The following is a 26,848-nucleotide window of genomic DNA, read 5'->3' as shown; positions in this document are numbered from 1 at the left end:
GCGGCGGCCCGCGCAAGCGTGCCGGAGTGCGGGCATGCCGAGCCTAAGCGAGGCACCGAGTGGTGGGGCAAAGACCTTTTGGTTACTTTTGGGGCGTTTGCCAAAAGTGACCCGCTGTAAGAGCGGAACCATAAGTAGCCGTTACCGCAGCAACGGATATGCCCCCCCCCAAGAAAACTTTCCTCCCCCGAGCGTGACCCAGATCCCACAAGCCGTTGATTAATGATGGCATCCGCTCAGCTATACTCCTCTCCATTTGAATGGCCCTTGAGGAATTACTGTGAAGAACTGGACCTTGCGCCAACGGATTTTGGCGAGCTTTGCGGTCATCATCGCGATCATGCTGCTGATGGTAGTGGTCTCGTATTCACGCCTGTTGAAGATCGAGGCCGGCGAAGAGTCAGTCCGCGATGACGCAGTCCCCGGGGTCTACCTAAGCTCCATGATCCGCAGCGCATGGGTCGACAGCTACCTCGACACCCTCGACATCATCGGCCTGCGCAAAGACAAGACACTCACCGAAGCCGACAAGGCCGACTACAAGTCCTTCGAAGCGCGCATCATCACGCAAATGGCCAATTACAAGGCAACTATCAACGGCGCTGAGGATCAGGCCGAGTTCGATAAGTTCGAAGCCCTGCACCAGGCCTACAACAAGGCTTTGGCCGCAGTCACTGAAAACCTGCAACGCAATGACGTCGCCGCCGCCCGCAAAGTGTTCGACGAAGAGCTGACCCCGACCTGGACCGCAGGCCGCATGAAGCTCAACGACATCATCACCGAAAACAAAAACGTCGCGGACCGCGCCACCAACGCTATCGACGACGCCGTGTCCGCTGCAAAAATCAGCATGGGCGTCTCGCTGATCCTCGCGATCCTCGCCGCCGGCCTCTGCGGCCTGCTGCTGATGCGCGCGATCATGGCGCCGATGAAACGCATCGTCGACATCCTCGAAACCATGCGCACCGGCGACTTGAGCAAACGCCTGAACCTCGAACGCAAGGACGAATTCGGCGCAGTAGAGACCGGCTTCAACGACATGATGACCGAGCTCACCGCCCTGGTGTCCCAGGCACAGCGCTCTTCGGTACAGGTCACTACCTCGGTCACCGAGATTGCCGCGACTTCCAAGCAACAACAGGCCACGGCCACTGAAACCGCCGCGACGACCACCGAGATCGGCGCTACTTCGCGGGAGATCGCTGCTACTTCCAAGGACTTGGTCCGTACCATGACCGAAGTCTCCACCGCCGCCGACCAGGCCTCGGTGGCCGCCGGCTCCGGCCAGCAAGGCCTGGCGCGCATGGAAGAAACCATGCACTCGGTGATGGGCGCGGCCGACCTGGTGAACGCCAAGCTGGCGATCCTCAATGAGAAGGCCGGCAACATCAACCAGGTGGTGGTGACCATCGTCAAGGTCGCTGACCAGACCAACCTGTTGTCCCTCAACGCTGCCATCGAGGCCGAGAAGGCCGGTGAGTACGGTCGCGGGTTTGCCGTGGTAGCCACCGAAGTGCGGCGCCTGGCCGACCAGACCGCCGTGGCCACCTACGACATCGAGCAGATGGTGCGCGAGATCCAGTCGGCGGTGTCGGCCGGGGTGATGGGCATGGACAAGTTCTCTGAAGAAGTGCGCCGTGGCATGTTCGAGGTGCAGCAGGTGGGCGAGCAGTTGTCGCAGATCATCCATCAGGTGCAGGCCCTGGCGCCACGGGTGTTGATGGTCAACGAAGGCATGCAGGCCCAGGCCACCGGCGCCGAGCAGATCAACCATGCGCTGGTGCAGTTGGGCGATGCCAGCAGCCAGACCGTGGAGTCCCTGCGTCAGGCCAGCTTTGCCATCGACGAGCTGAGCCAGGTCGCCGTCGGCCTGCGCAGCGGCGTGTCGCGTTTTAAAGTCTGATGAACGACCTCGCGGCTAAACGCGGTGCTGTTGCGGCAGTGAAGAAAGCACTGTTCCTGGTGTTTCACATCGGTAATGAACGGTATGCCCTCAAGGCCACGGAAGTGGCCGAGGTGCTGCCGCGCCTGCCGCTCAAGCCCATTGCCCATGCGCCTGTGTGGGTCGCCGGGATCTTTGCCCATCGCGGGGCAATGGTGCCGGTGATCGATCTCAGTGCCTTGACCTTCGGTACGCCGGCCCAGGCCCGCACCAGCACGCGCCTGGTGTTGGTCAATTATCAGCCGGATACACTCACTCCGGCACGCTGGCTGGGGCTGATCCTCGAACAGGCCACCGATACCCTGCGCTGTGACCCGGCGGAGTTCCAGCCCTACGGCCTGGACAACCGCCAGGCCCGTTACCTGGGCCCGGTGCGCGAAGACGAGCGTGGCTTGATGCAGTGGATCGGCGTGGCGGACCTGCTGACGGCTGACGTGCAGGCGCTGCTGTTTGCCGCGGGCGAGGAGGGTTGATGAGCAGTGATCAACGCTTCTTCGACTTCCTTAAGGAGCGCATTGGCCTGGACGTTGCCTCGGTGGGCGAAGCGATCATCGAGCGTGCCGTACGCCAGCGCAGCATGGCGCTCAGCGCACAGACCGCAGATCAATACTGGCAGCAATTGCAGGCCTCCACCGACGAACAGCAAGCGCTGATCGAAGCGGTGATCGTCCCCGAAACCTGGTTTTTCCGTTACCCCGAATCCTTCGCCACCCTGGGCCGGCTGGCGGTCGCCCGCCTGGCCGAAATCAAGCAGATGCGCGCCCTGCGGATCCTCAGCCTGCCGTGTTCCACCGGCGAAGAACCCTATTCGATTGCCATGGCCTTGCTCGACGCCGGGCTGGCGCCGCATCAGTTCAAGGTGCAGGGCATGGACGTCAGCCCGCTGTCGGTGGAGCGCGCCCGCCGTGGGGTGTACGGCAAGAATTCGTTTCGCGGCCAGGACCTCGAGTTCCGCGATCGCCACTTCACCGAGCAAACCGACGGCTACCGGATTGCCGACCGGGTACGCGAACAAGTGCGCCTGCAGGTGGGCAACCTGCTGGCCCCCACGCTGCTGGCCAACGAGCCCACCTACGATTTTGTGTTCTGCCGCAACCTGCTGATCTACTTCGACCAGCCGACCCAGAAGCAGGTGTTTGAAGTGCTCAAGGGCCTGACCCATGTCGACGGCGTGCTGTTTATCGGTCCTGCCGAAGGCAGCCTGCTGGGGCGCCTGGGCATGCGTTCGATTGGCGTGCCGCAGTCGTTTGCCTTCAGCCGGCATGCGGAGCCCGCGCCTGAACCGGTATTTGTGCCGATGCCCGCGCCGATTCCTCAGCGCAGTGCCGCGCCTATCCCGACCAGGCCCCGGCCGTTCAGCACTGTCAGTGCCCAAGTGGTACCGATCAAGCCGCCGCCCCCGCAATCGGACGCCGCCGATCTGCTCAGTCAGATTGCGACCCTGGCCAATGAAGGCAAGAGCCTGGAAGCCCGTGCTGCCTGCGAGCGTTATTTGCAGAGCCATCCGCCGGCGGCCCAGGTGTTTTATTGGCTGGGCCTGCTCAGCGATGTGGCCGGCAGCGCCCTGGAAGCCCAGGGTTATTACAGAAAAGCCTTGTACCTGGAACCCCAGCACCCGCAGGCCTTGATGCACCTGGCCGCGTTGCTCGAGTCCCAGGGCGATGTCGCCGGCGCCCGGCGTTTGCAGGCTCGTGCCGCGCGCAGCGAGCGAGCTGACAGTGAGCGTAAATCATGACCCTGGATCCCGAGCTGAACCTGACCCTGGCCGATACCCAGGCCATCGATGACTGCTGGAACCGCATCGGCATCCACGGTGACAAGTCCTGCCCGTTGCTGGCCGAGCACATTCACTGTCGCAATTGCTCGGTGTATTCCGCCGCCGCCACGCGCCTGCTCGACCGTTATGCCTTGCAGCAGGACGATCACCGCCCCGTCGCGACGCCGGAAGTCGAGGGTGATGTCCTCACCCGTTCGCTGCTGATGTTCCGCCTCGGCGAAGAATGGCTGGGCATCGCCACTCGCTGCCTGGTGGAAGTGGCGCCGTTGCAGCCGATCCATTCCTTGCCCCATCAGCGTTCCCGCGCCTTGCTGGGCGTGGCCAACGTGCGTGGCGCACTGGTGGCGTGCCTGTCCCTGGTGGAATTGCTGGGGCTGGACAGCACCGGCAGCGGCCCCAGTGGCGCACGAATCATGCCGCGCATGCTGATCATCGCGGCGCAGGACGGCCCCGTGGTGGTGCCGGTGGACGAAGTGGACGGTATCCATGCCATTGATGAACGCACCTTGAATGCGGCATCTGCGTCGGGCACCCAGGCCAGCGCCCGCTATACCCAAGGGGTGTTGCAGTGGAAAGGCCGCAGCCTGCGCTGGCTGGACGAGGCGCAATTGTTGTCTGCCGTGACCCGGAGCCTCACATGACCCCCGACCAGATGCGCGATGCCTCGCTGCTGGAGCTGTTCAGCCTGGAAGCCGACGCCCAGACCCAGGTGCTCAGCGCCGGCCTGCTGGCCCTGGAGCGCAACCCGACCCAGGCCGACCAGCTCGAAGCCTGCATGCGCGCCGCACATTCCCTGAAGGGCGCGGCGCGGATTGTCGGGGTGGACGCGGGGGTCAGCGTGGCCCACGTGATGGAAGATTGCCTGGTCAGCGCCCAGGAAAGCCGCTTGTACCTGCTGCCGGAGCATATCGACGCACTGCTGCAAGGCACCGATTTGCTGATGCGCATTGCTACGCCGGGCAATACCGTGGGCCCGGCGGACATCGAGTCCTATGTGGCATTGATGGAGCGGTTGCTCGATCCGTCGCAGAAAGTCGCACCGCCCGCTGCGCCAAAGCCTGCGCCGCCGCCAACGCCCGCGCCAGAACCTGAATTGTCGATGGAAGCGCTGCTGACCCTGCCGCCGGAGCCCGAACCCGCGCCGCCGGTCAGTGCCGAACTGCCACGCCAGAACAAACGCATGACCGAAGGCGGCGAGCGGGTGTTGCGGGTGACCGCCGAACGCTTGAACAGCCTGTTGGACCTGTCCAGCAAGTCCCTGGTGGAAACCCAGCGGCTCAAGCCTTACCTCGCCAGCTTGCAACGCCTCAAGCGCATCCAGAGCAACAGTGCCCGCGCCCTGGAAAACCTCGACGGCCACCTCAAGACCGTCGACCTGAGCCTGGAAGCCCAGGAAGCGCTGGCTGATACCCGCCGCCTGTTGAGCGAAGCCCAGGCACTGCTCGCGGAAAAAACCGCCGAAATCGACGAGTTCGGCTGGCAGGCCGGGCAACGCGCCCAAGTCTTGTACGACACGGCGCTGGCGTGCCGCATGCGGCCGTTTGCCGACGTGCTGGCCGGGCAGGTGCGCATGGTGCGTGACCTGGGCCGCAGCCTTGGTAAACAGGTACGCCTGGAAATCGAAGGCGAGAAAACCCAGGTCGACCGCGATGTGCTGGAAAAACTCGAAGCGCCGCTGACCCATTTGCTGCGCAATGCTGTGGACCACGGCATTGAAATGCCCGAGCAACGCCTGCTGGCGGGCAAACCGGCTGAAGGCCTGATCCGCCTGCGGGCGTCTCACCAGGCCGGCTTACTGGTGCTGGAGTTGAGCGACGACGGTAACGGTGTCGACCTGGAGCGCCTGCGCGGCACCATCGTCGACCGGCATTTGTCGCCGGTGGAAACCGCCCTGCGCCTGAGCGAAGAGGAACTGCTCACGTTCCTGTTCCTGCCGGGGTTCAGCCTGCGGGACAAGGTCACCGAGGTCTCGGGGCGCGGGGTCGGCCTGGATGCGGTGCAGCATATGGTGCGCCAGTTGCGCGGCGCGGTGGTGCTGGAGCAGGCGGCGGGGCAGGGCAGTCGCTTCCACCTGGAGGTGCCGTTGACCCTGTCGGTAGTGCGCAGCCTGGTGGTGGAAGTTGGCGAAGAGGCCTACGCCTTCCCGCTGGCCCACATCGAGCGCATGTGCGATCTTGCGCCCGACGACATCGTGCAACTGGAAGGCCGCCAGCATTTCTGGCACGAAGGCCGGCATGTCGGCCTGGTGGCCGCCAGCCAGTTGCTGCAGCGCCCGCCGGGGCAGGGCAGTCAGGAAACCCTGAAGGTCGTGGTGATCCGCGAGCGCGATGCGGTCTACGGGATTGCCGTGGAGCGTTTTATCGGCGAGCGCACGCTGGTGGTATTGCCCCTGGACGACCGGTTGGGCAAGGTCCAGGACATCTCCGCCGGAGCGTTGCTCGATGACGGTTCGGTGGTGCTGATCGTCGACGTCGAAGACATGCTGCGATCGGTGGACAAACTGCTGAATACCGGTCGTCTGGAGCGCATCGCCCGACGCACCCAGCAAACCCTCGAAGCACCGCGCAAGCGTATTCTGGTGGTGGATGACTCGCTGACCGTGCGTGAGCTGCAACGCAAATTGTTACTTAATCGCGGTTATGAAGTGGCCGTGGCGGTCGATGGCATGGATGGCTGGAACGCGCTGCGCTCCGAAGACTTCGACCTGCTGATCACGGACATTGATATGCCTCGCATGGACGGTATTGAATTGGTCACACTCTTGCGCCGTGATACTCGCCTGCAATCCCTGCCGGTGATGGTTGTTTCCTACAAGGATCGGGAAGAAGACCGTCGTCGTGGACTGGACGCCGGCGCCGACTATTATCTAGCCAAGGCCAGCTTCCATGACGACGCGCTGTTGGACGCGGTGGTGGAGCTGATTGGAGGAGCACGGGCATGAGGATTGCGATCGTCAATGACATGCCCATGGCCGTGGAGGCCTTGCGCCGGGCGTTGAGCCTTGAGCCGGCCCACGAAGTGGTGTGGGTTGCGGGCAACGGCCTGGAAGCAGTGCAGCGTTGCGCCGAGTTCACGCCCGACCTGATTCTGATGGACCTGATCATGCCGGTGATGGACGGTGTGGAGGCCACCCGGCAGATCATGGCCGAGACGCCCTGTGCGATCCTGATTGTCACCGTCGACCGCCAGGCCAACGTCAGCCGTGTATTCGAAGCCATGGGCCATGGCGCCCTGGACGTGGTTGACACGCCTGCACTGGGCGTGGGCAATCCGAAGGACGCCGCGGCACCGCTGTTGCGCAAGATCCTCAATATTGGCTGGCTGATTGGCCAGCGTGGCAGCCGCGTGCGGGCCGAGCCTGCGCCCCAGCGGGCCACGGGCAAACGCCAGAGCCTGGTGGCCATCGGTTCGTCCGCAGGCGGCCCGGCTGCCCTGGAATCCCTGCTCAAGGGCTTGCCCCGGGACTTCTCGCCGGCCATTGTGCTGGTGCAGCATGTGGACCAGGTGTTCGCCGCCGGCATGGCCGAATGGCTGAGCAGTGCCTCGGGCCTGCCGGTGCGCCTGGCCCGGGAAGGCGAGCCGCCCCAAAGCGGTGTCGTGTTGCTGGCGGGCACCAATCATCACATTCGCCTGCTGAAGAACGGCACGCTGGCCTACACCGCAGAGCCTGTGAACGAGATTTACCGGCCGTCCATCGACGTGTTTTTCGAGAGCGTCGCCAGCTACTGGAATGGCGATGCCGTTGGCGTGCTGCTGACGGGGATGGGGCGTGATGGCGCCCAGGGACTTAAGTTGATGCGTCAGCAAGGCTACCTGACCATCGCGCAGGACCAGCAAAGCTGTGCTGTTTACGGCATGCCCAAAGCGGCAGCGGCGATTGACGCGGCTGTTGAAATTCGCCCATTGGACAGAATTGCGCCACGATTGCTGGAGGTATTCGCAAAATGACCGATATCACACGCTGTCCTGGCCTGCAGGTAGTAATTCAGGTGACCGTAAATGAATGATTTGCAGCTCGACGACTTCAAGACCGACGAAAACGCCGCCATGGTGCTGCTCGTCGACGACCAGGCGATGATCGGCGAGGCCGTACGCCGGGGCCTGGCCCATGAAGACAATATCGACTTCCACTTTTGCGCCGACCCGCACCAGGCCATTGCCCAGGCGATCCGTATCAAGCCGACGGTGATCCTGCAGGACCTGGTGATGCCGGGGCTCGATGGCCTGACCCTGGTGCGCGAATACCGCAATCACCCGGCGACGCAGAACATCCCGATCATCGTGCTTTCCACCAAGGAAGACCCGCTGATCAAGAGTGCGGCGTTTGCTGCCGGGGCCAACGATTACCTGGTCAAGCTGCCCGATAACATCGAACTGGTGGCGCGCATCCGCTATCACTCGCGCTCCTACATGACCCTGTTGCAACGGGACGCGGCCTACCGGGCGCTGCGGGTCAGCCAACAGCAGTTGCTGGACACCAACCTGGTGCTGCAACGGCTGATGAACTCCGACGGCCTGACCGGGCTGTCCAATCGCCGGCATTTCGACGAATACCTGGAACTGGAATGGCGCCGCGCCATGCGTGACCAGACCCAACTGTCGCTGCTGATGATCGACGTGGACTTCTTCAAGACCTACAACGACAGTTTCGGCCACCTGGAAGGCGACGAGGCGTTGCGCAAGGTGGCGGCGACCATTCGTGATGCCAGCAGCCGTCCTTCGGATTTGCCGGCGCGTTATGGCGGTGAAGAGTTTGCCCTGGTGCTGCCCAATACCTCGCCGGGCGGTGCGCGGCTGGTGGCCGAGAAGCTGCGCCAGGCGGTGGCGAGCCTGAAAATCCCGCACATTGCCCCGGCAGAAGGGGCGAGCCTGACCATCAGTATCGGCTTGGCGACCATGACCCCGGTGCAGGGCACCGATTGCCGGCAATTGATCTCGGCGGCGGACAAGGGCCTGTACCTGGCCAAGCACAATGGGCGCAATCAGGTGGGGATCGAGTAGGGAATACGGTCTGCGGGATGTCGCAGACCTAATGTGGGAGCGGGCTTGCTCGCGAATGCGGTGTGTCAGTCAATGCATCTGGCGACTGAACCACCGCATTCGCGAGCAAGCCCGCTCCCACATTTGATCTTCATCGCTGTCTGGATGGTGCATATCCCCGCCTTTTCGGCCAAGCGGACTGCCGTTATCAGCCGTTTGTCGTTATACTCGTCGGCTTTCAAAAGTTCGCCAACGAGTGCTGCCCGCCATGGAAATCAACCCGATCCTTAACACCATCAAGGACCTGTCCGAGCGCTCCGAAACTATTCGGGGGTATCTTTGACTACGATCAAAAGCATGAGCGTCTGACCGAAGTCAATCGCGAGCTTGAAGATCCGGCTGTCTGGAACAAACCTGAATATGCCCAGGAACTGGGCCGCGAGCGCGCTGCGCTGGCGCAGATCGTCGACACCCTCGACGAATTGAACACCGGTCTGGGCGATTGCCGCGACCTGCTGGACATGGCCGTCGAAGAAAACGACGAAGGCGCAGTGGGCGATGTCGTCGCCGAGCTGGCCCGTCTCGAGGAAAACCTCGCCAAACTCGAATTCCGCCGCATGTTCAGCCATGAAATGGACCCGAACAACGCCTACCTGGACATCCAGGCCGGTTCTGGCGGCACCGAAGCCCAGGACTGGGCCAACATCCTGTTGCGCATGTACCTGCGCTGGGCCGACAAACGCGGTTTCGACGCGACCATCATGGAACTGTCGGCCGGTGAGGTCGCCGGCATCAAGGGCGCGACCGTGCACATCAAGGGCGAATACGCCTTTGGCTGGCTGCGGACCGAGATCGGCGTACACCGCCTGGTGCGCAAGAGCCCGTTCGACTCCGGCAACCGTCGCCACACGTCGTTCTCCGCCGTTTTCGTCTCGCCAGAGATCGACGACAAGGTGGAAATCGAGATCAACCCGGCAGACCTGCGGATCGACACCTACCGTTCCTCCGGTGCCGGTGGCCAGCACGTAAACACCACCGACTCGGCCGTACGTATTACCCACGTACCGACCAATACCGTGGTGAGCTGCCAGAACGAACGTTCCCAGCACGCGAACAAGGACACCGCCATGAAAATGCTGCGGGCCAAGTTGTACGAGCAGGAAATGCAGAAACGCAACGCCGCGTCCCAGGCGCTGGAAGACACCAAGTCGGATATCGGCTGGGGTCACCAGATCCGCTCGTATGTGCTCGACGCGTCGCGGATCAAGGACCTGCGTACCAACATTGAACGCAGCGACTGCGACAAGGTGCTCGACGGTGATATCGACGAATACCTGGAAGCCAGCCTGAAATCTGGCCTGTAACTCCTTTGTAGGAGCCGGCTTGCCGGCGATCCCCGGCCGCAGGCCGGGGACAACGAACCTGATGGAAAATTTAAAGACATGAGCGACCAACAACTCGACCCGCAAGCCCTGCAACAGGAAGAAAACTCCCTGATCGCCCTGCGCAAGGAAAAGCTTGCTGCCGAGCGCGCCAAGGGCAATGCCTTCCCGAACGACTTCCGCCGCGAAAACTACTGCGATGCCTTGCAGAAACAGTACGCGGACAAGACCAAGGAAGAGCTGGCAGAGGCTGCAATCCCGGTCAAGGTTGCCGGTCGCATCATGCTCAACCGTGGCTCGTTCATGGTGATCCAGGACATGACCGGTCGCATCCAGGTCTACGTCAACCGTAAAACCCTGTCCGAAGAAACCCTGGCCTCGGTGAAAACCTGGGACATGGGCGACATCATTGCCGCCGAAGGCACCCTAGCGCGTTCCGGCAAGGGTGACCTGTACGTTGAAATGACCAGCGTGCGCCTGTTGACCAAATCCCTGCGCCCGCTGCCGGACAAGCACCACGGCCTGACCGACACCGAGCAGCGCTATCGCCAGCGCTACGTTGACCTGATCGTCAACGAAGAAGTGCGCCAGACCTTCCGCGTGCGTTCGCAGGTTATTGCGCACATCCGCAGCTTCCTGATGAAGCGTGACTTCCTCGAAGTTGAAACACCGATGCTGCAAACCATCCCGGGTGGTGCCGCAGCCAAGCCGTTCGAAACCCACCACAACGCGCTGGACATGGAAATGTTCCTGCGTATTGCGCCTGAGCTGTACCTCAAGCGGCTTGTTGTTGGCGGCTTCGAAAAAGTGTTCGAGATCAACCGCAACTTCCGTAACGAAGGCGTTTCGACCCGTCACAACCCTGAATTCACCATGTTGGAGTTCTACCAGGCCTACGCCGACTACGAAGACAACATGGACCTGACCGAGGAACTGTTCCGCGAACTGGCGCAACTGGTCCTGGGCACCACCGACGTGCCGTACGGCGACAAGGTGTTCCACTTCGGCGAGCCGTTCGTGCGCCTGTCGGTGTTCGACTCGATCCTCAAGTACAACCCTGAGCTGACCGCCGATGACCTGAACGACATCGACAAGGCCCGCGCCATCGCCAAGAAAGCCGGCGCCAAGGTGCTGGGCTTCGAAGGCCTGGGCAAATTGCAGGTGATGATTTTCGAAGAGCTGGTCGAGCACAAGCTGGAGCAGCCGCACTTCATTACCCAGTACCCGTTCGAAGTGTCGCCGCTGGCCCGTCGCAACGATGACAACCCGAACGTCACCGACCGTTTCGAGCTGTTCATCGGCGGCCGTGAAATCGCCAACGCCTACTCCGAGCTGAACGACGCCGAAGACCAGGCCGAGCGCTTCATGGCCCAGGTGGCTGACAAGGACGCTGGCGACGACGAGGCGATGCACTACGACGCCGACTTCGTACGCGCCCTGGAATACGGCATGCCGCCTACCGCCGGTGAAGGTATCGGCATCGACCGGTTGGTGATGTTGTTGACCAACTCGCCGTCGATCCGTGACGTGATCTTGTTCCCGCACATGCGGCCACAAGCGTAACCGTAGCGAAATCCGAAGCCGCCTTTTATAAGGCGGCTTTTTTATGTGGCGTTTATAAGCGTCAAGTAAACAGCGCCAGGTGATCGTTCCCACGCTCCACGTGGGAACGCAGCCCGTGACGCTCCGCGTCACACTGTGGAGGAAGATCCGTCGTGAACCGCGTAATGGCTCAAAAGGGTGCCGCCGGCATTGCCGCTGCCGTGGCTGAAAGTGTTCAGTACCAGGGCCGCAAGGCCAGTCGCCGGGGCAGTGAGCAGCGCAGGCAGGACATTCTCGATGCAGCGATGCGCATCGTGGTACGCGAAGGCGTGCGTGCCGTGCGTCACCGTGCGGTGGCGGCGGAAGCCGGTGTGCCGTTGTCGGCCACCACCTATTACTTCAAGGACATCGACGACCTGCTCACCGACACCTTCGCCCAATATGTGGAGCGCAGCGCCGCGTTCATGGGCAAGTTGTGGGTGCGTAACGAAGGCCTGCTGCGCGAGATGGTGGCTTATGGCGACGGCAGCCCGCAGTCGCGCTCGCAACTGGCCGATGACATCGCGCGCCTGACCGCCGATTACGTGCAACGCCAATTGCTCAACCGCCGTGAGCACCTGATGGCCGAGCAGGCGTTTCGCCAGGAAGCGCTGCTGAACCCGCGCCTGGCCGAGCTGGTGCGCTCCCACCAGCAAATCCTGCTGCAGGGCACTTGCCAGTTTTTCCAGGTATTGGGTTCCCGCGAGCCGCAACAGGATGCCAAAGTGTTGACGGCGATTATCGGTCGGATGGAATATCAGGGCCTGCTGGGCGGCGCAGAGCCTCTGACCAGCGAAGAAATGCTTGAGATCCTCAAGCGTTACATGCATTTGGTGTTGGCTTCGGTCTGACACAGGGGATTGTCCAATGAAAGCCTGGCGCGTCGTCGTGATCGCCTTGTCGTTCCTGTTGCTCAGCGGTTGCCTGGTGACCTTCAAGGACCCGTTGCCCGCCAGCGAGGCGGCGCCTGATGGTCTGCTTGGCAAATGGGCCAGCAAAAACGCCTGGGGTGAGCCGCTCAACCTGCAAATCAGCCGCGTCGGTGAGCACCGCTACAAAGCCGTGAGCTACCCTAAGGCCAAGCCGGGCCAGCGGGATGAATACCTGTTCACGGTTTCCCGGCATGGCAGCCGCTGGTATCTGTCGGCGCCATTGCCGACCAGGTTCGGCGGGCATTACATCCTCGCCGGGTTCGAATTGAATGATGAGCACGAACTGGTGGTCTACAACCTCGACCTGGATCAGGTCCACCAGGCGGTCGGCCAGAAGGTCCTGAGTGGCAGCACCGTCGAAACCGTCGAGGGTGCCGGTGTGTTGATCGACAGTTCCATGGCCCGGGTATTTGCGTACCTGGATGATCCGGCCAATGCCGATGTGTTCGTCGAAGCCGTGCGCTACCAGCGTGCAGGCAAATAACGTTTAAAGAGGAAGTACCGGGTGGACGATTACCAGCAGACGATACGCGCCTTGTCCGATCGCATTGTGCTGGCGCAAACACCGATTCGCGTCCTCGACGCCGTGAAGTGGGACGAGAATATTCGCCAGGGATTCCTCAAGGCCAAGGGTAAGGAAATGCCGGCGGTGGACCGCGACTACTACCTGACCCGGCCGCTGTCGTTCGATTCCAGCGCGGTGAAGCTGGAGTTCCAGAACATCGAGCGTGACATCACCCGCCAGCTTGGCCAGTTCAACCCGGTCGGGCAGATCATGCGGCGCATGTGCAAGGAATACCGCATGGTGGTGCGCATGCTCGAAGCGCGGGGCACCGAGGATTTCGGCCTGATCTCCCAGGAGCTGTACGGCGCCGCTTCCGATGCTTTCCATGCCGGTGACCCGACCCTGGCCGACCTCGGCCTGATGATGTCGGACTACCTGAACAATATCGATGGCCGTGGCGACCTCAAGGACGAAGCCAAGACCCTGACCGCCAAGGACGCCGTCAACCTGCTGCAGAGCCGCCTGAACAAGGTATTCGGCGAGGCCGAGGAAACCATCCGGGTGTTCGAGTCCGACGGTATCGTGGCGGATGCGGCGGCAGGTGCCGACTACATCAAGATCCGCGCCGACGCGATGTTCAACGACCGCGACGTGCGCGCCCTGGAGGTCCATGAAGGCCTGGTGCACGTGGGCACCACCCTCAATGGGCAAAACCAGCCGATCTGCACCTTCCTGTCCAAGGGCCCGCCCTCGTCGACCGTGACCCAGGAAGGCCTGGCGATCCTGATGGAAATCATCACCTTCGCCTCCTACCCCAGCCGCCTGCGCAAGCTGACCAACCGCACTCGCGCCATTCATATGGTGGAGCAGGGAGCCGACTTCCTGCAGGTGTTCGAGTTCTTCCGTGAGCAGGGCTTTGAGATGGCGGAAAGCTACGGCAATGCGAGCCGGGTTTTCCGTGGGTCGACGCCTACGGGTCTGCCGTTTACCAAGGATTTGTCCTACCTCAAGGGCTTTATCATGGTTTACAACTACATTCAGTTGGCCGTGCGCAAAGGCAAGCTGGAGCAAGTGCCGTTGTTGTTCTGCGGCAAGACCACCCTGGAAGACATGCGTACCCTGCGCCAACTGGTGGACGAAGGCCTGGTGGTGCCACCCAAATACCTGCCGGATCAGTTCCGCGACATGAATGCGTTGGCGGCGTGGATGTGTTTCTCCAACTTCCTCAACCATTTGAGCCTGGACCGGATCGAGGCGGATTACTCCAATATCCTTTAACGATATCTCTGAAGGAACTCAGTCAAAATGTGGGAGCGGGCTTGCTCGCGAATGCGGTGTATCAGCAACAGATGTGGTTACTGAATCACCGCATTCGCGAGCAAGCCCGCTCCCACCTTTGATCTCCATAGGTCTTCAGGATCGTTCCCAACCCATTCACGAGGCTTCAACGGATGAGAATCCTCGGCATTCTTTGCCTGCTACTGACCCTTAACGGCTGCAGCTCCTTATTGTTCTATCCGGAGCGCGGCATGCCGTTCACCCCGGAAAAGGCTCGCCTGCAATACCGTGACGTCACATTGACCACCGCCGATGGTCTGAAGCTCCACGCCTGGTGGCTGCCGGCCAAGGCTGGCGTGCCGCTCAAGGGCACGGTGCTGCACCTGCACGGCAACGGCGGCAATCTCGCCTGGCACCTCGGCGGCAGCTGGTGGCTGCCGGAGCAGGGCTATCAAGTGCTGTTGGTGGACTATCGCGGCTACGGGTTGTCCGAAGGCGAACCTTCGCTGCCGGCGGTTTACCAGGACATCGACGCCGCTTTCAAGTGGATCGACAACGCCCCCGAAACCCAGGGCCAGCCACTGATCGTGCTGGGCCAAAGCCTGGGCGGCGCGCTAGTGGTGCACTACCTGGCGGAACATCCCGAACGTCAGCCGCAGCTCAAGGCGCTGGTACTGGACGGTGTGCCGGCCAGTTATCGTGACGTAGGACAATTCGCCCTCAGCACCTCCTGGCTAACATGGCCGTTCCAGGTGCCGTTGTCGTGGCTGGTGCCGGACGCCGACAGTGCGATCAACGCCATGCCCCGGCTGACCGGCGTGCCGAAATTGTTGTTCCATAGCCTGGACGACCCGATCGTGCCGCTCTCCAACGGCATTCGTCTGTATCAGGCTGCGCCGCCACCGCGGGTGCTGCAACTGACCCGGGGTGGCCACGTGCAAACTTTTGCCGACAAGACCTGGCAAACCGTGATGCTGCGCTACCTGGACGACCCCCAGCATTTCAACGGGCTGCGCCGCCTGGGGGAAATCCCCAATTACCCGGCGGCCCCGAATTCCAACGCAGAGAACCCGCAATGAGCGAAGAACGCAACATGATCCCCCTGATCCTCACCGGCATCGGCACCATCATCGGTACCGTTGGCTGCCTGTGGTACTACGGCTATTTGCACTTCGCCAAGCCCGAGGATGCGTTGCTGCTCAGCGACTTCACCATGCTCAAGACCGTGCCGGGCGAGGATTACAAAATCTCCCTGACCCCGGCCGCCCAGGTGGCGCAATGCGTTGATGGCGTACTGGTGCTGTTTGATACCGAACAGAAAGGGCTGACCGGCGTACTGGTCAACAGCAAGAAGCAGGCAGTGCGCTGCATGGGGCAGGAAACGCCGCAATTGGAGCAGTAGCGCGAGTCAAGTGGGAAAGGTCTGGAACCATTTTAAGTGGATTGCCACAGATTCCGTACTGGCCAGCAGCGCTGGATCGGTTATCTCGGATACTTAATTTGGAGTCACTTGAATGGACATTCCTCGCGTAAACAACTCGTCTTCCCCATTCACTGCCGGTGCGGGGGGAGGTGATTCGCGACTTCAGCAATTGGAACAAGAGATTCAGAAGTTGAAGAACCAGATCGCCCAAGGAGGCGGTGGTGCACAGGGCGCGCAGGGCGAAGAAAGCCTTGAGGAAAGGCTCAAGAGGCTCGAGGCGGAGCTGGCCCAACTCAAAGGGCAGGCGGCTCCGGAGCAGGATAACTCGGCGCCAGTAAGCTACTGACCCGATGCTCTTGAAGCGCACTGGGACCTCTTGATTCCTGGCCTGCAAATAAAAGAATCCCGCCATTTGGCGGGATTTTTCATGCGGCCTCAAACGATCATTCAGCGACGGAGCGGGCGGCGTGGTGTGCGGGCTGGGCCCTCCGGTGTAGTCGTAGTTGATGATGGAAATATCTGGAACCGTATTGCGTAACGCACCACAGAAGCGATGTGATTTACACGAGTCGGGGCGAGAAGGTGGCGATAGATATTGCTGCAATAAGCAACATGGTGAACATGCTCAGGGGGCACGAGAAGCTGGAAATGCTCGACGCCGAGGATCATAAGCTCAAGCACTTGCTCGACAAGCTGTCGGAACATGGCTACGGCGGGAAGATAGAGCTACCAGCCGAGGATCCCAACCGACCTGTCCGGTTCGACGACCCGAAAAAAAACCCACAGTAACGTGGGTTTTTTTTCCAGCATCAATCGATCAGTTGGCCATCGAAGAACGTGGCTTGACCGGCTGGTTGTCGTTGGAGATGGTCACTTCAACGCGGCGGTTCATGGCGCGGCCCGAAACGCTGCCGTTATCGGCAACCGGGTATTCCTTGCCATAGCCCTGGGTCACGATGCGCGAGATATCCACACCCTGGTTGGCCAGTGCGCGCTGTACGGAAGCGGCGCGGCGCTCGGACAGGCTCTGGTTGTACGAGTCGGAACCGGTGCTGTCGGTGTAGCCTTCGACAATCACTTTACGGTCCGGGTTATCGCGCAGGAACTGCGCCAGCTTGGTGATATTCACCAGGCCGCTGGACTTGAGGTCTGACTTGTTGGTGGCGAACAGCACGTCACCAAAGGTCACCAGTGTGCCGCGATCAGTCTGCTTGGCGTTCAAGCTGTCTTGCAGTTGCTTGATCTGCGCGTCACGGGCCTGCAGCAGGGCGCGGGCACGTTCGTCACCGGCGTTTTTCAGCTTGGCTTCGGACTCACGCAGGACGATGGTGTCCTTGGCCACTTCAACGCGCTGGTTGGTCAGGTAGGCCAGTTGGTCGACCTTCTTCTGGTCTTCCTTGTCGCGGTAGGCCTTGTCAGCCTTGTCCAGCCAGTCGCTGGCGTCTTTGGTTTCCAGCGCCGCTACCTTGGTGGCTTGCGGGTTGGCTTGCAGGGCCGAGAAGTTGGTCCGAGCATTTTCCAGGTTCTGGTTCGGCGGGGTGGAGCAAGCCGCCAGAGCAACGCTCATCGCCAGCAGGGCAGGGATCATCAATTGTTTACGCATAGTCGTGTCGTCCTTTCAATTCGGTTTCGGGTGCAATGCAATCAGGGGCGGCGGCTTATTGTTGCGGCTGGATCACAGCCGGGCGCATGCCTTCCTGACGCAGCTCCTGAACAGCTTTCTGGGAATCCTTCACAGCCTGTTCGGCCTTGGCAGCCTGGGCTTTACGCTCTGCTACGCGAGCGTCCCACTCGGACTGTTCGGCCAGGCGACGGGCTTCGTCGTAGTTCTTGTCGTGCATGGCGATTTCAGCTTGCTTCAGTTTGTCCTGGGCAGACTTCATCTCCACGGCTGCGAACTCGGTACCGCCGGCGCTGACAGCGCTGTTCACCGCAGATTGGGTCACAGCGTATTGCTCGGTCGGCGGGTTGCCGGCGCAGCCAGCCAGTACGAAGCTGGTGCCGATTGCCAGCGCGGCCAATTTAAGCCCGCGCAGGTGGTTAAACGAGGTTTTGGCAGTGCTGGTCTTCATCGTCTTCAACTCCATTAGGTAACTCCTGAAAAACATCAAATCCATCTCCGGCTTGCAGTGTCTGCGGGGCCCGGCGGTTAGCTCAGGACGCCTATTCAAACGGCTGTTCCAAGTGATGGCTTACTGGCTGTGACCGGAGGCTTTTTTGAATAGTTCAGCGAAGATGGCGATTTGCCTAAAAAAATATTTGACTGAACGGTCAGCGTTTAAAAGTTGGAACTTTTGCATGGCGCAGCGGTATCCAGGGCCTGTGGGAGGCCCTGAATACGGGAGGTTAAGGGGTTCGAGGCGCAGGTTTACTAGTGTTTCTGCTTGTCGGACTGAGCTGACAAATCGTGCAGGTAACGCCGTGACAGGCTGAGAAAACGTGGGGTTGGGCCGACATCCTCATACAGCGGATCGCCTTCCTCATCGGTGGCAATCACCTGCTTGCCCTTGATATAGGGAAAGCTCGCTTCCAGCTCTTCGAGGGCTGCGCCAATCAACTCGCCGAGCAGTTCTTCGGTATGGCGTTTGGGGTACATCTCGGAGATCGCCGCCAGCCTGGCGGCGGCTTCCACGTCCAGATGGATGGCGTATTCGGTTTTGGTCAGGCGACCCTTGGCGTTTTCTTCCCAATGCTGGGCCAGTTCTCGGATTTTCATGGCAACCTCAATGGAGCCCACGGTACGCGGGCGATGATGAGTGACCAGCCGGCCAGCGCGGATAACGCTGCGGCTTACTGTTGAGACTAGCTGCAACTCACAAGGTTTAAAGTTCCTTGTAAGACGTCGCCGTGGGCGGCACTCTTGAAGATCAAAGCGTCCCGGATTTTCTGCTGGAGATTGGCTGATGAGCGATATCGATGCACGTTTGCGTGAGGATGTTCACCTGCTGGGTGAACTGTTGGGCAACACGATTCGAGAACAGTACGGCGATGAATTCCTCGACAAGATCGAGCAGATCCGTAAAGGCGCCAAGGCCGACCGCCGTGGCGCAGCCTCGGAGCAGGTGGCCGGCGAAGAGCTGAGCGCCAGCCTCAATCAACTCAAGGAAGACGAACTGCTGCCGGTGGCGCGGGCCTTCAACCAGTTTCTCAACCTGGCCAATATCGCCGAACAGTATCAGTTGATCCACCGCCGTGATGAATCAACCCCGGCGCCGTTCGAGTCGCGGGTGCTGCCGGAACTGCTGGCGCGCCTGCAGAGTGAAGGCCACAGCAGCGAATCCCTGGCGCGCCAGTTGGGCCGGCTGGAAATCGAACTGGTGCTCACCGCTCACCCCACCGAAGTCGCCCGCCGCACCCTGATCCAGAAATACGACGCCATCGCCGCACAACTGGCCCTGCAGGATCACCGCGACCTCACCACCGCCGAGCGCGAGCAGATCCGCAATCGCCTGCAACGCCTGATCGCCGAAGCCTGGCACACCGAAGAAATTCGCCGCACCCGGCCCACGCCGGTAGACGAAGCCAAGTGGGGCTTTGCGGTGATCGAGCATTCGTTGTGGCACGCCATCCCGAATTATTTGCGCAAGGCCGATCACGCTTTGCATGCCGCGACCGGCCTGCGCCTGCCTCTGGAGGCCGCGCCGATTCGCTTCGCTTCCTGGATGGGCGGCGACCGCGACGGCAACCCCAACGTCACCGCCCCGGTCACCCGCGAAGTGCTGTTGCTGGCGCGCTGGATGGCGGCTGACCTGTACTTGCGCGACATCGACCACCTCGCCTCCGAACTGTCGATGCAACAGGCCAGCCCGGCATTGCAGGTCAAGGTGGGTGACAGCGTCGAACCTTACCGGGCGTTGCTCAAGCAATTGCGTGAGCGGCTGCGCGCCACACGCCAATGGGCCCACACCTCGTTGACCAGCACCACGCCGGCGCCCGCCGATGTGCTGCAAAACAACCGCGACCTGCTCGAGCCTTTGCAACTGTGCTACGAGTCGCTGCATAGCTGCGGCATGGGCGTGATTGCCGACGGCCCGCTGCTGGACTGCCTGCGTCGGGCTGTGACGTTTGGCTTGTTCCTGGTGCGCCTCGACGTACGTCAGGATTCCACCCGCCACTGCGCGGCCATGACCGAAATCACCGACTACCTGGGCCTTGGCCGGTACGAGGATTGGGACGAAGAGGCGCGCATCAGCTTCCTGATGAAGGAACTGGCCAACCGTCGCCCCTTGTTGCCGGGCTACTTCAAGCCTTCGGCAGACACCGCCGAAGTGCTGAACACCTGTAAGGAAATCGCTGCCGCACCGGCTGCGTCCCTGGGTTCCTACGTCATCTCCATGGCCGGCGCCGCGTCGGACGTGTTGGCCGTGCAACTGCTGCTCAAGGAGTCCGGCGTACAACGGCCGATGCGTGTGGTGCCGTTGTTCGAGACCCTGGCTGACCTGGACAACGCAGGCCCGGTGATCGAAAAACTGCTGCTGTTGCCGGGCTACCGCGCCCGCCTGCAGGGCCCGCAGGAAGTGATGATCGGCTACTCGGATTCGGCCAAGGACGCCGGCACTACCGCCGCCGCCTGGGCGCAATACCGGGCCCAGGAACAGTTGGTGGAAATCTGCCGCGAACAACAAGTCGAACTGCTGCTGTTCCACGGTCGTGGCGGCACCGTAGGCCGCGGCGGCGGCCCGGCTCACGCGGCGATTCTGTCGCAGCCTCCTGGGTCGGTGGCGGGGCGTTTCCGCACCACTGAGCAGGGCGAGATGATCCGCTTCAAGTTCGGCCTGCCGGACATCGCCGAGCAAAACCTCAACCTGTACCTGGCGGCGGTGCTGGAGGCAACCTTGCTGCCACCGCCACCACCGGAACCGGCCTGGCGCCACTTGATGGACGAATTGGCCGCCGACGGTGTCAGCGCTTACCGCGCCGTGGTGCGGGAAAATCCGCAGTTCGTCGAGTATTTCCGCCAGTCGACCCCGGAGCAGGAACTGGGTCGCTTGCCACTGGGCAGTCGCCCGGCCAAGCGCCGGGCCGGCGGTATCGAAAGCCTGCGGGCGATCCCGTGGATCTTCGGCTGGACCCAGACCCGCCTGATGCTGCCCGCCTGGCTCGGCTGGGAAGCGGCGTTGAACAATGCCCTGGAGCGTGGCGAAGGCGAGTTGCTGGGGCAGATGCGCGAGCAGTGGCCGTTCTTTCGTACCCGCATCGATATGCTGGAAATGGTGCTGGCCAAGGCCGACGCCGACATCGCCCGGCTGTATGACGAGCGATTGGTGCAGCCCGATCTGCTGCCATTGGGTGCGCACTTACGCGACCTATTGTCGCAGGCGTGCAGTGTGGTGCTTGGCCTGACTGGCCAGTCTCAGCTGCTGGCCCACAGCCCCGATACGCTTGAGTTCATCCGCCTGCGCAACACCTACCTGGACCCGTTGCACCTGCTGCAGGCCGAATTGCTTGCCCGATCGCGGCAACAGGAAGCGGCACAAGACAGCCCTCTGGAACAGGCGCTGCTGGTGTCTGTGGCCGGTATTGCCGCTGGTTTGCGCAACACCGGCTGACATTTATGGCGTGTTCTCAATAGCTTGCAGATACCCCGCGCCGGGCGCCGTAAAATTGGCGACCGGCGTTTTGCTGTCAGGGTTGTACCTGCCTATAAAGCCAGCGCGGCGCGGGTTTCTCCTACTTTCGGCGGCTTGTGTGGTTTGGGCCTGCTGTGTATCTTGATCAGCCTTTGGCCGTTTGTGCGGCCTGGACCCAAAATTTCCGAGATTGGCCCCACGCGGCGAATCCGAGCGTCATCTCTATAAAAAATTGAGGAGCACATCGATGCGCGTCATTCTGCTGGGAGCTCCCGGGGCCGGTAAAGGTACTCAGGCAAAGTTCATCACTGAAAAATTCGGCATTCCACAAATCTCCACCGGCGACATGCTGCGTGCGGCCGTCAAGGCCGGCACCGAGCTGGGCCTGATCGCCAAGAGCGTGATGGACAGCGGCGGCCTGGTCTCCGATGACCTGATCATCAACCTGGTCAAGGAACGCATCAGCCAGGAAGACTGCAAGAACGGTTTCCTGTTCGATGGCTTCCCGCGCACCATTCCCCAGGCTGAAGCCCTGGTGAAGGCCGGCGTCGAGCTGGACAACGTGGTGGAAATCGCCGTTGAAGACGAAGAGATCGTGCAGCGTATTGCCGGTCGTCGTGTTCACGAGGCCTCGGGCCGCGTCTACCACATCGTCTACAACCCGCCGAAAGTCGCGGGCAAGGACGATGTTACCGGCGAAGACCTGGTGCAGCGTAAGGACGACACCGAAGAGACCGTGCGTCATCGCCTGTCGGTCTACCATTCCCAGACCAAGCCGCTGGTGGACTTCTACCAGAAACTCTCGGCCGCCCAGGGCAAGCCGAAGTACAGCCACATCGAAGGTGTGGGTTCGGTTGAAGCCATCACTGGCAAAGTACTGGAAGCGCTGATCTGATCGTTCATCCGCTTGATTGACAACGGCCCGCTTGCGGGCCGTTGTTGTTTATACTGACGCACTTTTTTTCAACGTGGATGCATACACCGATGAGCACCTTGCTGGCCCTGGACACCGCGACTGAAGCTTGCTCCGTTGCCCTGCTGCACGATGGCAAGGTTACGAGCCACTACGAGGTGATCCCGCGCCTGCACGCGCAGAAGCTGTTGCCGATGATCAAGCAATTGCTGCTGGACGCGGGCACCACCTTGTCGGCGGTGGACGCCATCGCATTCGGGCGCGGCCCGGGTGCGTTCACCGGTGTGCGCATCGCTATTGGTGTGGTCCAGGGCCTGGCGTTTGCGCTGGAGCGTCCGGTATTGCCGGTGTCCAACCTGGCGGTGCTGGCGCAGCGGGCATTTCGCGAACACGGCGCCAACCAGGTCGCGGCGGCCATCGATGCGCGCATGGATGAAGTGTATTGGGGCTGCTACCGCGAAACCGCTGGCGAGATGCGCCTGGTGGGGGCTGAAGCTGTGCTGTCGCCTGAAACGGCGGCCTTGCCGGCTGATGCCAGCGGCGACTGGTTCGGTGCCGGCACCGGCTGGGGCTACGGCGAGCGCATTGGCGTGACGCTTGCCGGCCAGGATGCCGGGATGCTGCCCCACGCCGAAGACCTGCTGGCCCTGGCACGCTTTGCCTGGGAGCGAGGCGAGGCGATTCCGGCGGACCAGGCGGCGCCCGTGTACCTGCGGGATAAAGTGGCGCAGACCAAGGCTGAACGCGGGATTATTTGACGTCAAAAGTGCGGGCAATTTCAGGAAAAAATAGCCAATCGTCAGAATTTGCCCGTGCTTTTAAACCTTTTACCAATTATGTGTTCTAGTTATCACCAGAGCATTTGCGCGCCATGGAAAGCGCCACTAAAATGCCATCACCGATACCGAGTTCGCATGTATGCGCATAGACGGCTTTTCATCACAGTCCTACCCCCTCAAGCGCAAGCCTCGCAAGGCGAACGTGACGGTAGACGACTCCGTCGAAGACTCGCCCGACTTTGTTGAAATCCAGTCTGACAACACTGCTGTTTCAACCCGTTCCCAGGGTTCCGGCGGTGCACGCACCAGCGGCGTTCCTGCCCGCCAGCAAGACATGATCTTCCCGCGCTCCATGAGCAAAAACGTCGCCAATGCCCTGGCCAGCTACCTGACCACTGCCGGCTTTGTCGAATGGGATATGGAAGTGCTGGGCCTCGATATCCATATCTGATGCTGTTGCCTTACTACCTCGGTTGTCCGTCCTGGAGTGAAAACGCCTGGCGCGAATACCTGTATCCCGCCGACGCCCGCTCCAGCGATTACCTTGCCCTGTATTCCCAGGTCTTCAACGCCGTCGAGGGCAACACCACGTTCTACGCCCGTCCTTCCGTCGCTACCGTGCAGCGCTGGGCTGAAATCATGCCCGAGCATTTTCGCTTCACGGCCAAGTTTCCGGGGGATATCAGCCACAGCGGCAACCTGATCGAGCAGTTGCCGGCGGCGGAAAGTTTCCTCGGGTTGATGAGCCCGTTGGGCGAGCGTATTTCGCCGTTGTGGCTGCAGCTGCCGGCCAGTTTCACCCCGCAGCGCCTGGGTGAGTTGGCCGGGTTTATCGACGGGCTGGAGCGACCGTTGGCGGTGGAGGTGCGTCACTCGGAATTTTTCGCCAAGGGCGATGCCGAGCGCAGTCTCAACCGCTTGCTGCGCGACCGCGGAGTCGAGCGCATCTGCCTGGACCCGCGTGCGTTGTTCAGTTGCACCTCCACCTCGGCAGCCGTGCTGCACGCCCAATCGAAAAAGCCCAAGGTGCCGCCTCGCCCGGCGGCGCTGACGCAGTTTCCGCAAGTGCGCTTTATCGGCCATCCGGAGTTGGAAGCCAATGACCCGTTTCTGGTGCCCTGGATTGAAAAGGTCGCCGGCTGGATCGAAGAGGGGCGTACGCCCTACGTGTTTCTTCACACTTCCGACAACCGCCTGGCCGCCCAACTGGCCTTGCGCTTTCATGAGAAATTGATGCTGCGCTTGCCCGGCTTGCCGGCATTGCCCACCCTGCATCGAGAACCCGCAGCGGAGCAACTGGGGTTACTCTAAGGCTCCTTTTCCCGACAGGAGTCAGTCATGGATGCCCAAACCCTTCGCGCCGAAACCTTCAAGGCCCTGCATGAGCGTGACCGCGCGTTCGTGATGCCCAATCCATGGGATGCGGGCTCTGCAAAAATGCTCGCCAGCCTGGGGTTTGAAGCCCTGGCCACCACCAGCGCCGGCTTTGCCTTCAGCCTCGGCCGCCCGGATGCCGAAGGTGCGTTGTCCCTGGAAGACACCTTGGGCAATGCCGGGGCGATCGTCCAGGCGACCTCGCTGCCCGTCGCCGCGGACCTGGAAAACTGCTTCAGTGACACCCCTGAAGGCTGCGCCAAGACTATCCTGCGGGCGGCAGCGACTGGGATTGTCGGTGGCTCCATCGAAGACGCCACCGGAATTGCCGTCGACCCGATCTATCCCTTTGATCTTTCCGTGGAGCGCGTCGAAGCCGCAGTCGCCGCTGCCCGCAGTTTGCCATTCCCCTTCACCCTGACCGCCCGCGCGGAAAACCTCCTGCATGGCCGGCTGGATTTGCCCGACACCATTCGCCGCCTGCAGGCCTACGCCGAAGCTGGCGCCGACGTGCTCTATGCACCGGCCCTGCGCAGTGCCGAGGAAGTATTGGCGGTGGTGAAGGCGGTTGCACCCAAGCCCGTGAATATCTTGATGTCAGGCGCCCTGAAACTCAGCGTGGCGCAGTTGAGCGAGATGGGTGTCAAGCGCATCAGCGTCGGCTCGGCCATGGCCCTGGCGGCTTATGGCGAGTTCTTCAGGGCGGCCCAGGAGGTTCATGAGTTGGGCACGTTTACCTTCACTGAGCGCTCGATGCCGTTCAACCAGGCCAATCAACTGTTCAAGGGCTGAGGCGTGCGTTTCTTCAAGGTGCTGCGCGTGCTGCTGGTGTTGGCAGGTGGTGTGTTGGTTGGCGTGTGGCGGGGTTGGGTGCCGCTGCCCGATGAGTGGAACCCGTGGGCTCCGCTGGACGTGCGGGCAAGCCCGAACCTGCTGACCCGATTCAAGCTTGGGCGTTTGCAGGATGATCCTGCCCTATGTGACCAAGTGCTGAAGACCTCCGGGCTGCGGGTCGCCCATCAGGCGGACAGCCCTGCCGACGCGGCTTGCCCGCTGCGCAATACATTGCGGGTCCAAGGCGCTGATGTCGGCTTGAGCAGCAGCTTTCTCGCCAGTTGCCCGCTGGCCGTGGCGTTCGCCCTGTTCGAGCGCCATAGCCTGCAACCAGCGGCCCAGGCGGTGTTTGGCCAGGCAGTGACGCGGGTCGATCACCTGGGCAGCTTTGCCTGTCGCAATATCTACAACCGCGCCAACGGACGACTCAGCCAGCATGCGTCGGCCAATGCGTTGGATATCGCCGGGTTTCGCCTGGCGGACGGGCGCACCATCAGTGTGCTCAAGGATTGGCCGGGTGACGGCGAGCGTGCGCGCTTCCTGCGGCAAGTGCGCGATGGCGCCTGCAAGGATTTCAATGTGGTGTTGAGCCCGGATTACAACGCCGCCCACCGTAATCACTTTCATCTGGACATGGGTCGGTGGTGGGTGTGTCGCTGAGGGTCAGGCGGCCAGGCGCAGGTTGTGCAGGATCAGCGGACGCGCCCAGCGGCTGTCGAAATCCAGGGCTTTCTGTTGCTCAACCAGCTCTTCTGCCGGGAACGGTGGCGGTGGTGGTGGCAGCAGGTCCAGTTCGAATTCGGCGATCGGCAAATGCAGCGGGCGTGGTTGCGGCGCCGGACCCGGTTCGGGCAGCGGTTGGCCGGCGGTCAGGACGATCGGGCGCACCCAGGCGCTTTCGAAGTTTTGCTGCTTTTGCTGGGCGACCACTTCTTCCGCCGGGTACGGTGGCGGGGCCGGTGGCAGCAGTTCCAGTTCGAATTCGGCGATGGGCAGGAACAGCGGCTCGGGCGGGGCGATCTCGGTGTCTGTCACATCACAGGCGCGCTGGGTGACGATCTGCGACAGCAGGTCACTGCCTTCGCTGGGTTCTACCGCCGGGTCCACAGGTTTCGCCACCGACTTGGCGAGCGCGCCCGGCGTGTCGCCGAGCTGTTCGGCCAACGCCTGGGCGAAGAAGTCCTGCCACACATGACTGACGCCGGCCAGCGCTTGGGTATTGCGCAGGCCGAAGTGGTTGTGGGTCGGCAGTACACCGGTGAATAGCGAAGGAATGTCTGACATTTCTCTCGATCGTCGCTCAGCTCTGGCAAAATGCCGGATCCTTTTTTTTATCGGCCGCTTTTTGCCGATCCTTAATATTTTTGAGCGTAGTCACCGATGAGCGAACAACCAGCGGCCAGCCGCATTCGGGTCGAGGCCTTGGCCGAAGGTTTTCAGGCACGTGCGCAGCACTGGGCCGAGCAGCTGGGGTTGCCTTTGCAACTGGATGAGGCGGACTTTGCCTTGCAGGTGGGGGAGCAGGGGCTGCAGTTGCAACAGCTGGGGCCTGAGGCGCCGGGGCCGGTGCGGGTGGAT

Annotated in this window: 27 protein-coding genes and 1 pseudogene; 24 read left to right on the top strand and 4 right to left on the bottom strand. The window is 61.8% G+C overall.

The window, feature by feature from the left end:
• The first annotated feature begins 280 nt into the window (after positions 1-280).
• From HX786_RS00140 to HX786_RS00065, 16 genes are all read left to right on the top strand, one after another.
• Positions 281-1,903 carry a methyl-accepting chemotaxis protein gene (locus tag HX786_RS00140; protein ID WP_003219261.1) on the top strand — a complete coding sequence of 541 codons (1,623 nt, stop codon included), beginning with the start codon at positions 281-283 and terminating at the stop codon, positions 1,901-1,903.
• Complete coding sequence (locus tag HX786_RS00135; RefSeq protein ID WP_177069471.1) at positions 1,903-2,415, top strand: chemotaxis protein CheW; 513 nt, start codon at positions 1,903-1,905, stop codon at positions 2,413-2,415. The genes HX786_RS00140 and HX786_RS00135 overlap by 1 nt, the downstream gene beginning before the upstream one ends.
• Positions 2,415-3,677 (top strand): protein-glutamate O-methyltransferase CheR, encoded by a 1,263-nt coding sequence (locus tag HX786_RS00130; RefSeq protein ID WP_178911509.1) that lies wholly within the window; start codon positions 2,415-2,417, stop codon positions 3,675-3,677. Before HX786_RS00135 ends, HX786_RS00130 begins: the two co-directional genes overlap by 1 nt.
• Complete coding sequence (locus HX786_RS00125) at positions 3,674-4,360, top strand: chemotaxis protein CheW (RefSeq protein WP_102368208.1); 687 nt, start codon at positions 3,674-3,676, stop codon at positions 4,358-4,360. The genes HX786_RS00130 and HX786_RS00125 overlap by 4 nt, the downstream gene beginning before the upstream one ends.
• Positions 4,357-6,660, top strand: a complete 2,304-nt coding sequence (locus HX786_RS00120; RefSeq protein WP_178911508.1) for a hybrid sensor histidine kinase/response regulator — start codon at positions 4,357-4,359, stop codon at positions 6,658-6,660. Before HX786_RS00125 ends, HX786_RS00120 begins: the two co-directional genes overlap by 4 nt.
• Entirely contained in the window at positions 6,657-7,667 is a 1,011-nt protein-coding gene (locus HX786_RS00115; protein WP_003219250.1) for a chemotaxis response regulator protein-glutamate methylesterase, read from the top strand. Before HX786_RS00120 ends, HX786_RS00115 begins: the two co-directional genes overlap by 4 nt.
• A gap of 51 nt (positions 7,668-7,718) precedes the next feature.
• Positions 7,719-8,720: a diguanylate cyclase gene (locus tag HX786_RS00110; protein ID WP_003219248.1), complete on the top strand. Its 1,002-nt coding sequence runs from the start codon at positions 7,719-7,721 to the stop codon at positions 8,718-8,720.
• A gap of 247 nt (positions 8,721-8,967) precedes the next feature.
• Positions 8,968-10,063 (top strand): peptide chain release factor 2 gene (gene prfB, locus HX786_RS00105; protein ID WP_096236834.1). Its coding sequence is split into 2 segments (ribosomal slippage): positions 8,968-9,039 and positions 9,041-10,063, totalling 1,095 coding nucleotides; the frame shifts between segments, so codons are not numbered across the junction.
• 78 nt (positions 10,064-10,141) lie between these two features.
• A complete protein-coding gene (gene lysS / locus HX786_RS00100) occupies positions 10,142-11,644 on the top strand; it encodes a lysine--tRNA ligase (protein ID WP_003219243.1) in 1,503 nt (500 codons plus the stop codon).
• A gap of 152 nt (positions 11,645-11,796) precedes the next feature.
• Entirely contained in the window at positions 11,797-12,513 is a 717-nt protein-coding gene (locus HX786_RS00095) for a TetR/AcrR family transcriptional regulator (RefSeq protein ID WP_023659125.1), read from the top strand.
• 16 nt (positions 12,514-12,529) lie between these two features.
• Positions 12,530-13,078: a hypothetical protein gene (locus HX786_RS00090; RefSeq protein WP_177048576.1), complete on the top strand. Its 549-nt coding sequence runs from the start codon at positions 12,530-12,532 to the stop codon at positions 13,076-13,078.
• A gap of 21 nt (positions 13,079-13,099) precedes the next feature.
• Entirely contained in the window at positions 13,100-14,377 is a 1,278-nt protein-coding gene (locus HX786_RS00085) for a flavohemoglobin expression-modulating QEGLA motif protein (RefSeq protein WP_003219237.1), read from the top strand.
• A gap of 173 nt (positions 14,378-14,550) precedes the next feature.
• Positions 14,551-15,456 (top strand): alpha/beta hydrolase, encoded by a 906-nt coding sequence (locus HX786_RS00080; protein ID WP_178911507.1) that lies wholly within the window; start codon positions 14,551-14,553, stop codon positions 15,454-15,456.
• The gene (locus HX786_RS00075) at positions 15,453-15,779 is read left to right on the top strand and encodes a hypothetical protein (protein WP_003219233.1); all 327 of its coding nucleotides are present in this window, start codon (positions 15,453-15,455) and stop codon (positions 15,777-15,779) included. The genes HX786_RS00080 and HX786_RS00075 overlap by 4 nt, the downstream gene beginning before the upstream one ends.
• 112 nt (positions 15,780-15,891) lie before the next feature.
• On the top strand, positions 15,892-16,146 hold the full coding sequence (locus tag HX786_RS00070; RefSeq protein ID WP_003219231.1) for a FlxA-like family protein: 255 nt from the start codon (positions 15,892-15,894) through the stop codon (positions 16,144-16,146).
• Positions 16,147-16,355: 209 nt separating this feature from the next.
• Complete coding sequence (locus tag HX786_RS00065) at positions 16,356-16,589, top strand: hypothetical protein (RefSeq protein ID WP_008431103.1); 234 nt, start codon at positions 16,356-16,358, stop codon at positions 16,587-16,589.
• A gap of 28 nt (positions 16,590-16,617) precedes the next feature.
• Here the strand turns inward: HX786_RS00065 and HX786_RS00060 are convergent, their stop codons facing one another.
• The 3 genes from HX786_RS00060 to HX786_RS00050 all read right to left on the bottom strand — a co-directional run bounded on the left by HX786_RS00060 (position 16,618) and on the right by HX786_RS00050 (position 18,516).
• Positions 16,618-17,403, bottom strand: a complete 786-nt coding sequence (locus HX786_RS00060) for an OmpA family protein (protein WP_003219227.1) — start codon at positions 17,401-17,403, stop codon at positions 16,618-16,620.
• A 55-nt stretch (positions 17,404-17,458) separates the two neighbouring features.
• Positions 17,459-17,887: a DUF4398 domain-containing protein gene (locus HX786_RS00055; RefSeq protein WP_003219226.1), complete on the bottom strand. Its 429-nt coding sequence runs from the start codon at positions 17,885-17,887 to the stop codon at positions 17,459-17,461.
• A 284-nt stretch (positions 17,888-18,171) separates the two neighbouring features.
• Positions 18,172-18,516 carry a hypothetical protein gene (locus tag HX786_RS00050; protein WP_003219222.1) on the bottom strand — a complete coding sequence of 115 codons (345 nt, stop codon included), beginning with the start codon at positions 18,514-18,516 and terminating at the stop codon, positions 18,172-18,174.
• 187 nt (positions 18,517-18,703) lie between these two features.
• Between HX786_RS00050 and ppc the strand changes: the two genes are divergently transcribed.
• From ppc to HX786_RS00015, 7 genes are all read left to right on the top strand, one after another.
• Entirely contained in the window at positions 18,704-21,349 is a 2,646-nt protein-coding gene (gene ppc / locus HX786_RS00045) for a phosphoenolpyruvate carboxylase (RefSeq protein ID WP_178911506.1), read from the top strand.
• A gap of 268 nt (positions 21,350-21,617) precedes the next feature.
• Positions 21,618-22,265, top strand: coding sequence for an adenylate kinase (gene adk / locus HX786_RS00040; protein WP_102368215.1), 648 nt, complete (start codon positions 21,618-21,620; stop codon positions 22,263-22,265).
• An 89-nt stretch (positions 22,266-22,354) separates the two neighbouring features.
• Positions 22,355-23,041, top strand: a complete 687-nt coding sequence (gene tsaB / locus HX786_RS00035) for a tRNA (adenosine(37)-N6)-threonylcarbamoyltransferase complex dimerization subunit type 1 TsaB (RefSeq protein ID WP_003219215.1) — start codon at positions 22,355-22,357, stop codon at positions 23,039-23,041.
• 160 nt (positions 23,042-23,201) lie between these two features.
• A complete protein-coding gene (locus tag HX786_RS00030) occupies positions 23,202-23,513 on the top strand; it encodes a hypothetical protein (protein WP_003219213.1) in 312 nt (103 codons plus the stop codon).
• Positions 23,513-24,373 (top strand): DUF72 domain-containing protein, encoded by an 861-nt coding sequence (locus tag HX786_RS00025; RefSeq protein ID WP_003219211.1) that lies wholly within the window; start codon positions 23,513-23,515, stop codon positions 24,371-24,373. The genes HX786_RS00030 and HX786_RS00025 overlap by 1 nt, the downstream gene beginning before the upstream one ends.
• Positions 24,374-24,400: 27 nt before the next feature.
• Complete coding sequence (locus HX786_RS00020) at positions 24,401-25,228, top strand: oxaloacetate decarboxylase (protein WP_178911505.1); 828 nt, start codon at positions 24,401-24,403, stop codon at positions 25,226-25,228.
• A gap of 3 nt (positions 25,229-25,231) precedes the next feature.
• Positions 25,232-25,930, top strand: coding sequence for an extensin family protein (locus HX786_RS00015; protein WP_177040162.1), 699 nt, complete (start codon positions 25,232-25,234; stop codon positions 25,928-25,930).
• Between the two features lie 3 nt (positions 25,931-25,933).
• Here HX786_RS00015 and HX786_RS00010 read toward each other — a convergent pair whose 3' ends face one another.
• The gene (locus HX786_RS00010; RefSeq protein ID WP_032898688.1) at positions 25,934-26,554 is read right to left on the bottom strand and encodes a hypothetical protein; all 621 of its coding nucleotides are present in this window, start codon (positions 26,552-26,554) and stop codon (positions 25,934-25,936) included.
• A 96-nt stretch (positions 26,555-26,650) separates the two neighbouring features.
• Here HX786_RS00010 and HX786_RS00005 point away from each other — a divergent pair.
• A pseudogene (locus HX786_RS00005) lies at positions 26,651-26,848 on the top strand (SAM-dependent methyltransferase); the annotation flags it as partial.

This window comes from Pseudomonas sp. 21615526, assembly GCF_013386245.1.
In the GTDB taxonomy this organism is placed as follows: Bacteria; Pseudomonadota; Gammaproteobacteria; order Pseudomonadales; family Pseudomonadaceae; genus Aquipseudomonas.
Note: the sequence above shows the minus strand (reverse complement) of the source record. Positions and strands in the feature narration are given on the sequence as shown.

What these genes read in the sequence shown, in the direction of transcription:
- HX786_RS00115 (WP_003219250.1), top strand. Translation starts at nt 6,657, where the DNA reads ATGAGGATTGCGATCGTCAATGACATGCCCATGGCCGTGGAGGCCTTG.
- HX786_RS00060 (WP_003219227.1), bottom strand. Translation starts at nt 17,403, where the DNA reads ATGCGTAAACAATTGATGATCCCTGCCCTGCTGGCGATGAGCGTTGCT.
- HX786_RS00130 (WP_178911509.1), top strand. Translation starts at nt 2,415, where the DNA reads ATGAGCAGTGATCAACGCTTCTTCGACTTCCTTAAGGAGCGCATTGGC.
- HX786_RS00080 (WP_178911507.1), top strand. Translation starts at nt 14,551, where the DNA reads ATGAGAATCCTCGGCATTCTTTGCCTGCTACTGACCCTTAACGGCTGC.
- tsaB (WP_003219215.1), top strand. Translation starts at nt 22,355, where the DNA reads ATGAGCACCTTGCTGGCCCTGGACACCGCGACTGAAGCTTGCTCCGTT.
- HX786_RS00030 (WP_003219213.1), top strand. Translation starts at nt 23,202, where the DNA reads ATGCGCATAGACGGCTTTTCATCACAGTCCTACCCCCTCAAGCGCAAG.
- HX786_RS00050 (WP_003219222.1), bottom strand. Translation starts at nt 18,516, where the DNA reads ATGAAAATCCGAGAACTGGCCCAGCATTGGGAAGAAAACGCCAAGGGT.
- HX786_RS00055 (WP_003219226.1), bottom strand. Translation starts at nt 17,887, where the DNA reads ATGGAGTTGAAGACGATGAAGACCAGCACTGCCAAAACCTCGTTTAAC.
- HX786_RS00075 (WP_003219233.1), top strand. Translation starts at nt 15,453, where the DNA reads ATGAGCGAAGAACGCAACATGATCCCCCTGATCCTCACCGGCATCGGC.
- ppc (WP_178911506.1), top strand. Translation starts at nt 18,704, where the DNA reads ATGAGCGATATCGATGCACGTTTGCGTGAGGATGTTCACCTGCTGGGT.
- HX786_RS00120 (WP_178911508.1), top strand. Translation starts at nt 4,357, where the DNA reads ATGACCCCCGACCAGATGCGCGATGCCTCGCTGCTGGAGCTGTTCAGC.
- HX786_RS00070 (WP_003219231.1), top strand. Translation starts at nt 15,892, where the DNA reads ATGGACATTCCTCGCGTAAACAACTCGTCTTCCCCATTCACTGCCGGT.
- HX786_RS00090 (WP_177048576.1), top strand. Translation starts at nt 12,530, where the DNA reads ATGAAAGCCTGGCGCGTCGTCGTGATCGCCTTGTCGTTCCTGTTGCTC.
- HX786_RS00110 (WP_003219248.1), top strand. Translation starts at nt 7,719, where the DNA reads ATGAATGATTTGCAGCTCGACGACTTCAAGACCGACGAAAACGCCGCC.
- HX786_RS00125 (WP_102368208.1), top strand. Translation starts at nt 3,674, where the DNA reads ATGACCCTGGATCCCGAGCTGAACCTGACCCTGGCCGATACCCAGGCC.
- HX786_RS00010 (WP_032898688.1), bottom strand. Translation starts at nt 26,554, where the DNA reads ATGTCAGACATTCCTTCGCTATTCACCGGTGTACTGCCGACCCACAAC.
- HX786_RS00025 (WP_003219211.1), top strand. Translation starts at nt 23,513, where the DNA reads ATGCTGTTGCCTTACTACCTCGGTTGTCCGTCCTGGAGTGAAAACGCC.
- adk (WP_102368215.1), top strand. Translation starts at nt 21,618, where the DNA reads ATGCGCGTCATTCTGCTGGGAGCTCCCGGGGCCGGTAAAGGTACTCAG.
- lysS (WP_003219243.1), top strand. Translation starts at nt 10,142, where the DNA reads ATGAGCGACCAACAACTCGACCCGCAAGCCCTGCAACAGGAAGAAAAC.
- HX786_RS00020 (WP_178911505.1), top strand. Translation starts at nt 24,401, where the DNA reads ATGGATGCCCAAACCCTTCGCGCCGAAACCTTCAAGGCCCTGCATGAG.
- HX786_RS00135 (WP_177069471.1), top strand. Translation starts at nt 1,903, where the DNA reads ATGAACGACCTCGCGGCTAAACGCGGTGCTGTTGCGGCAGTGAAGAAA.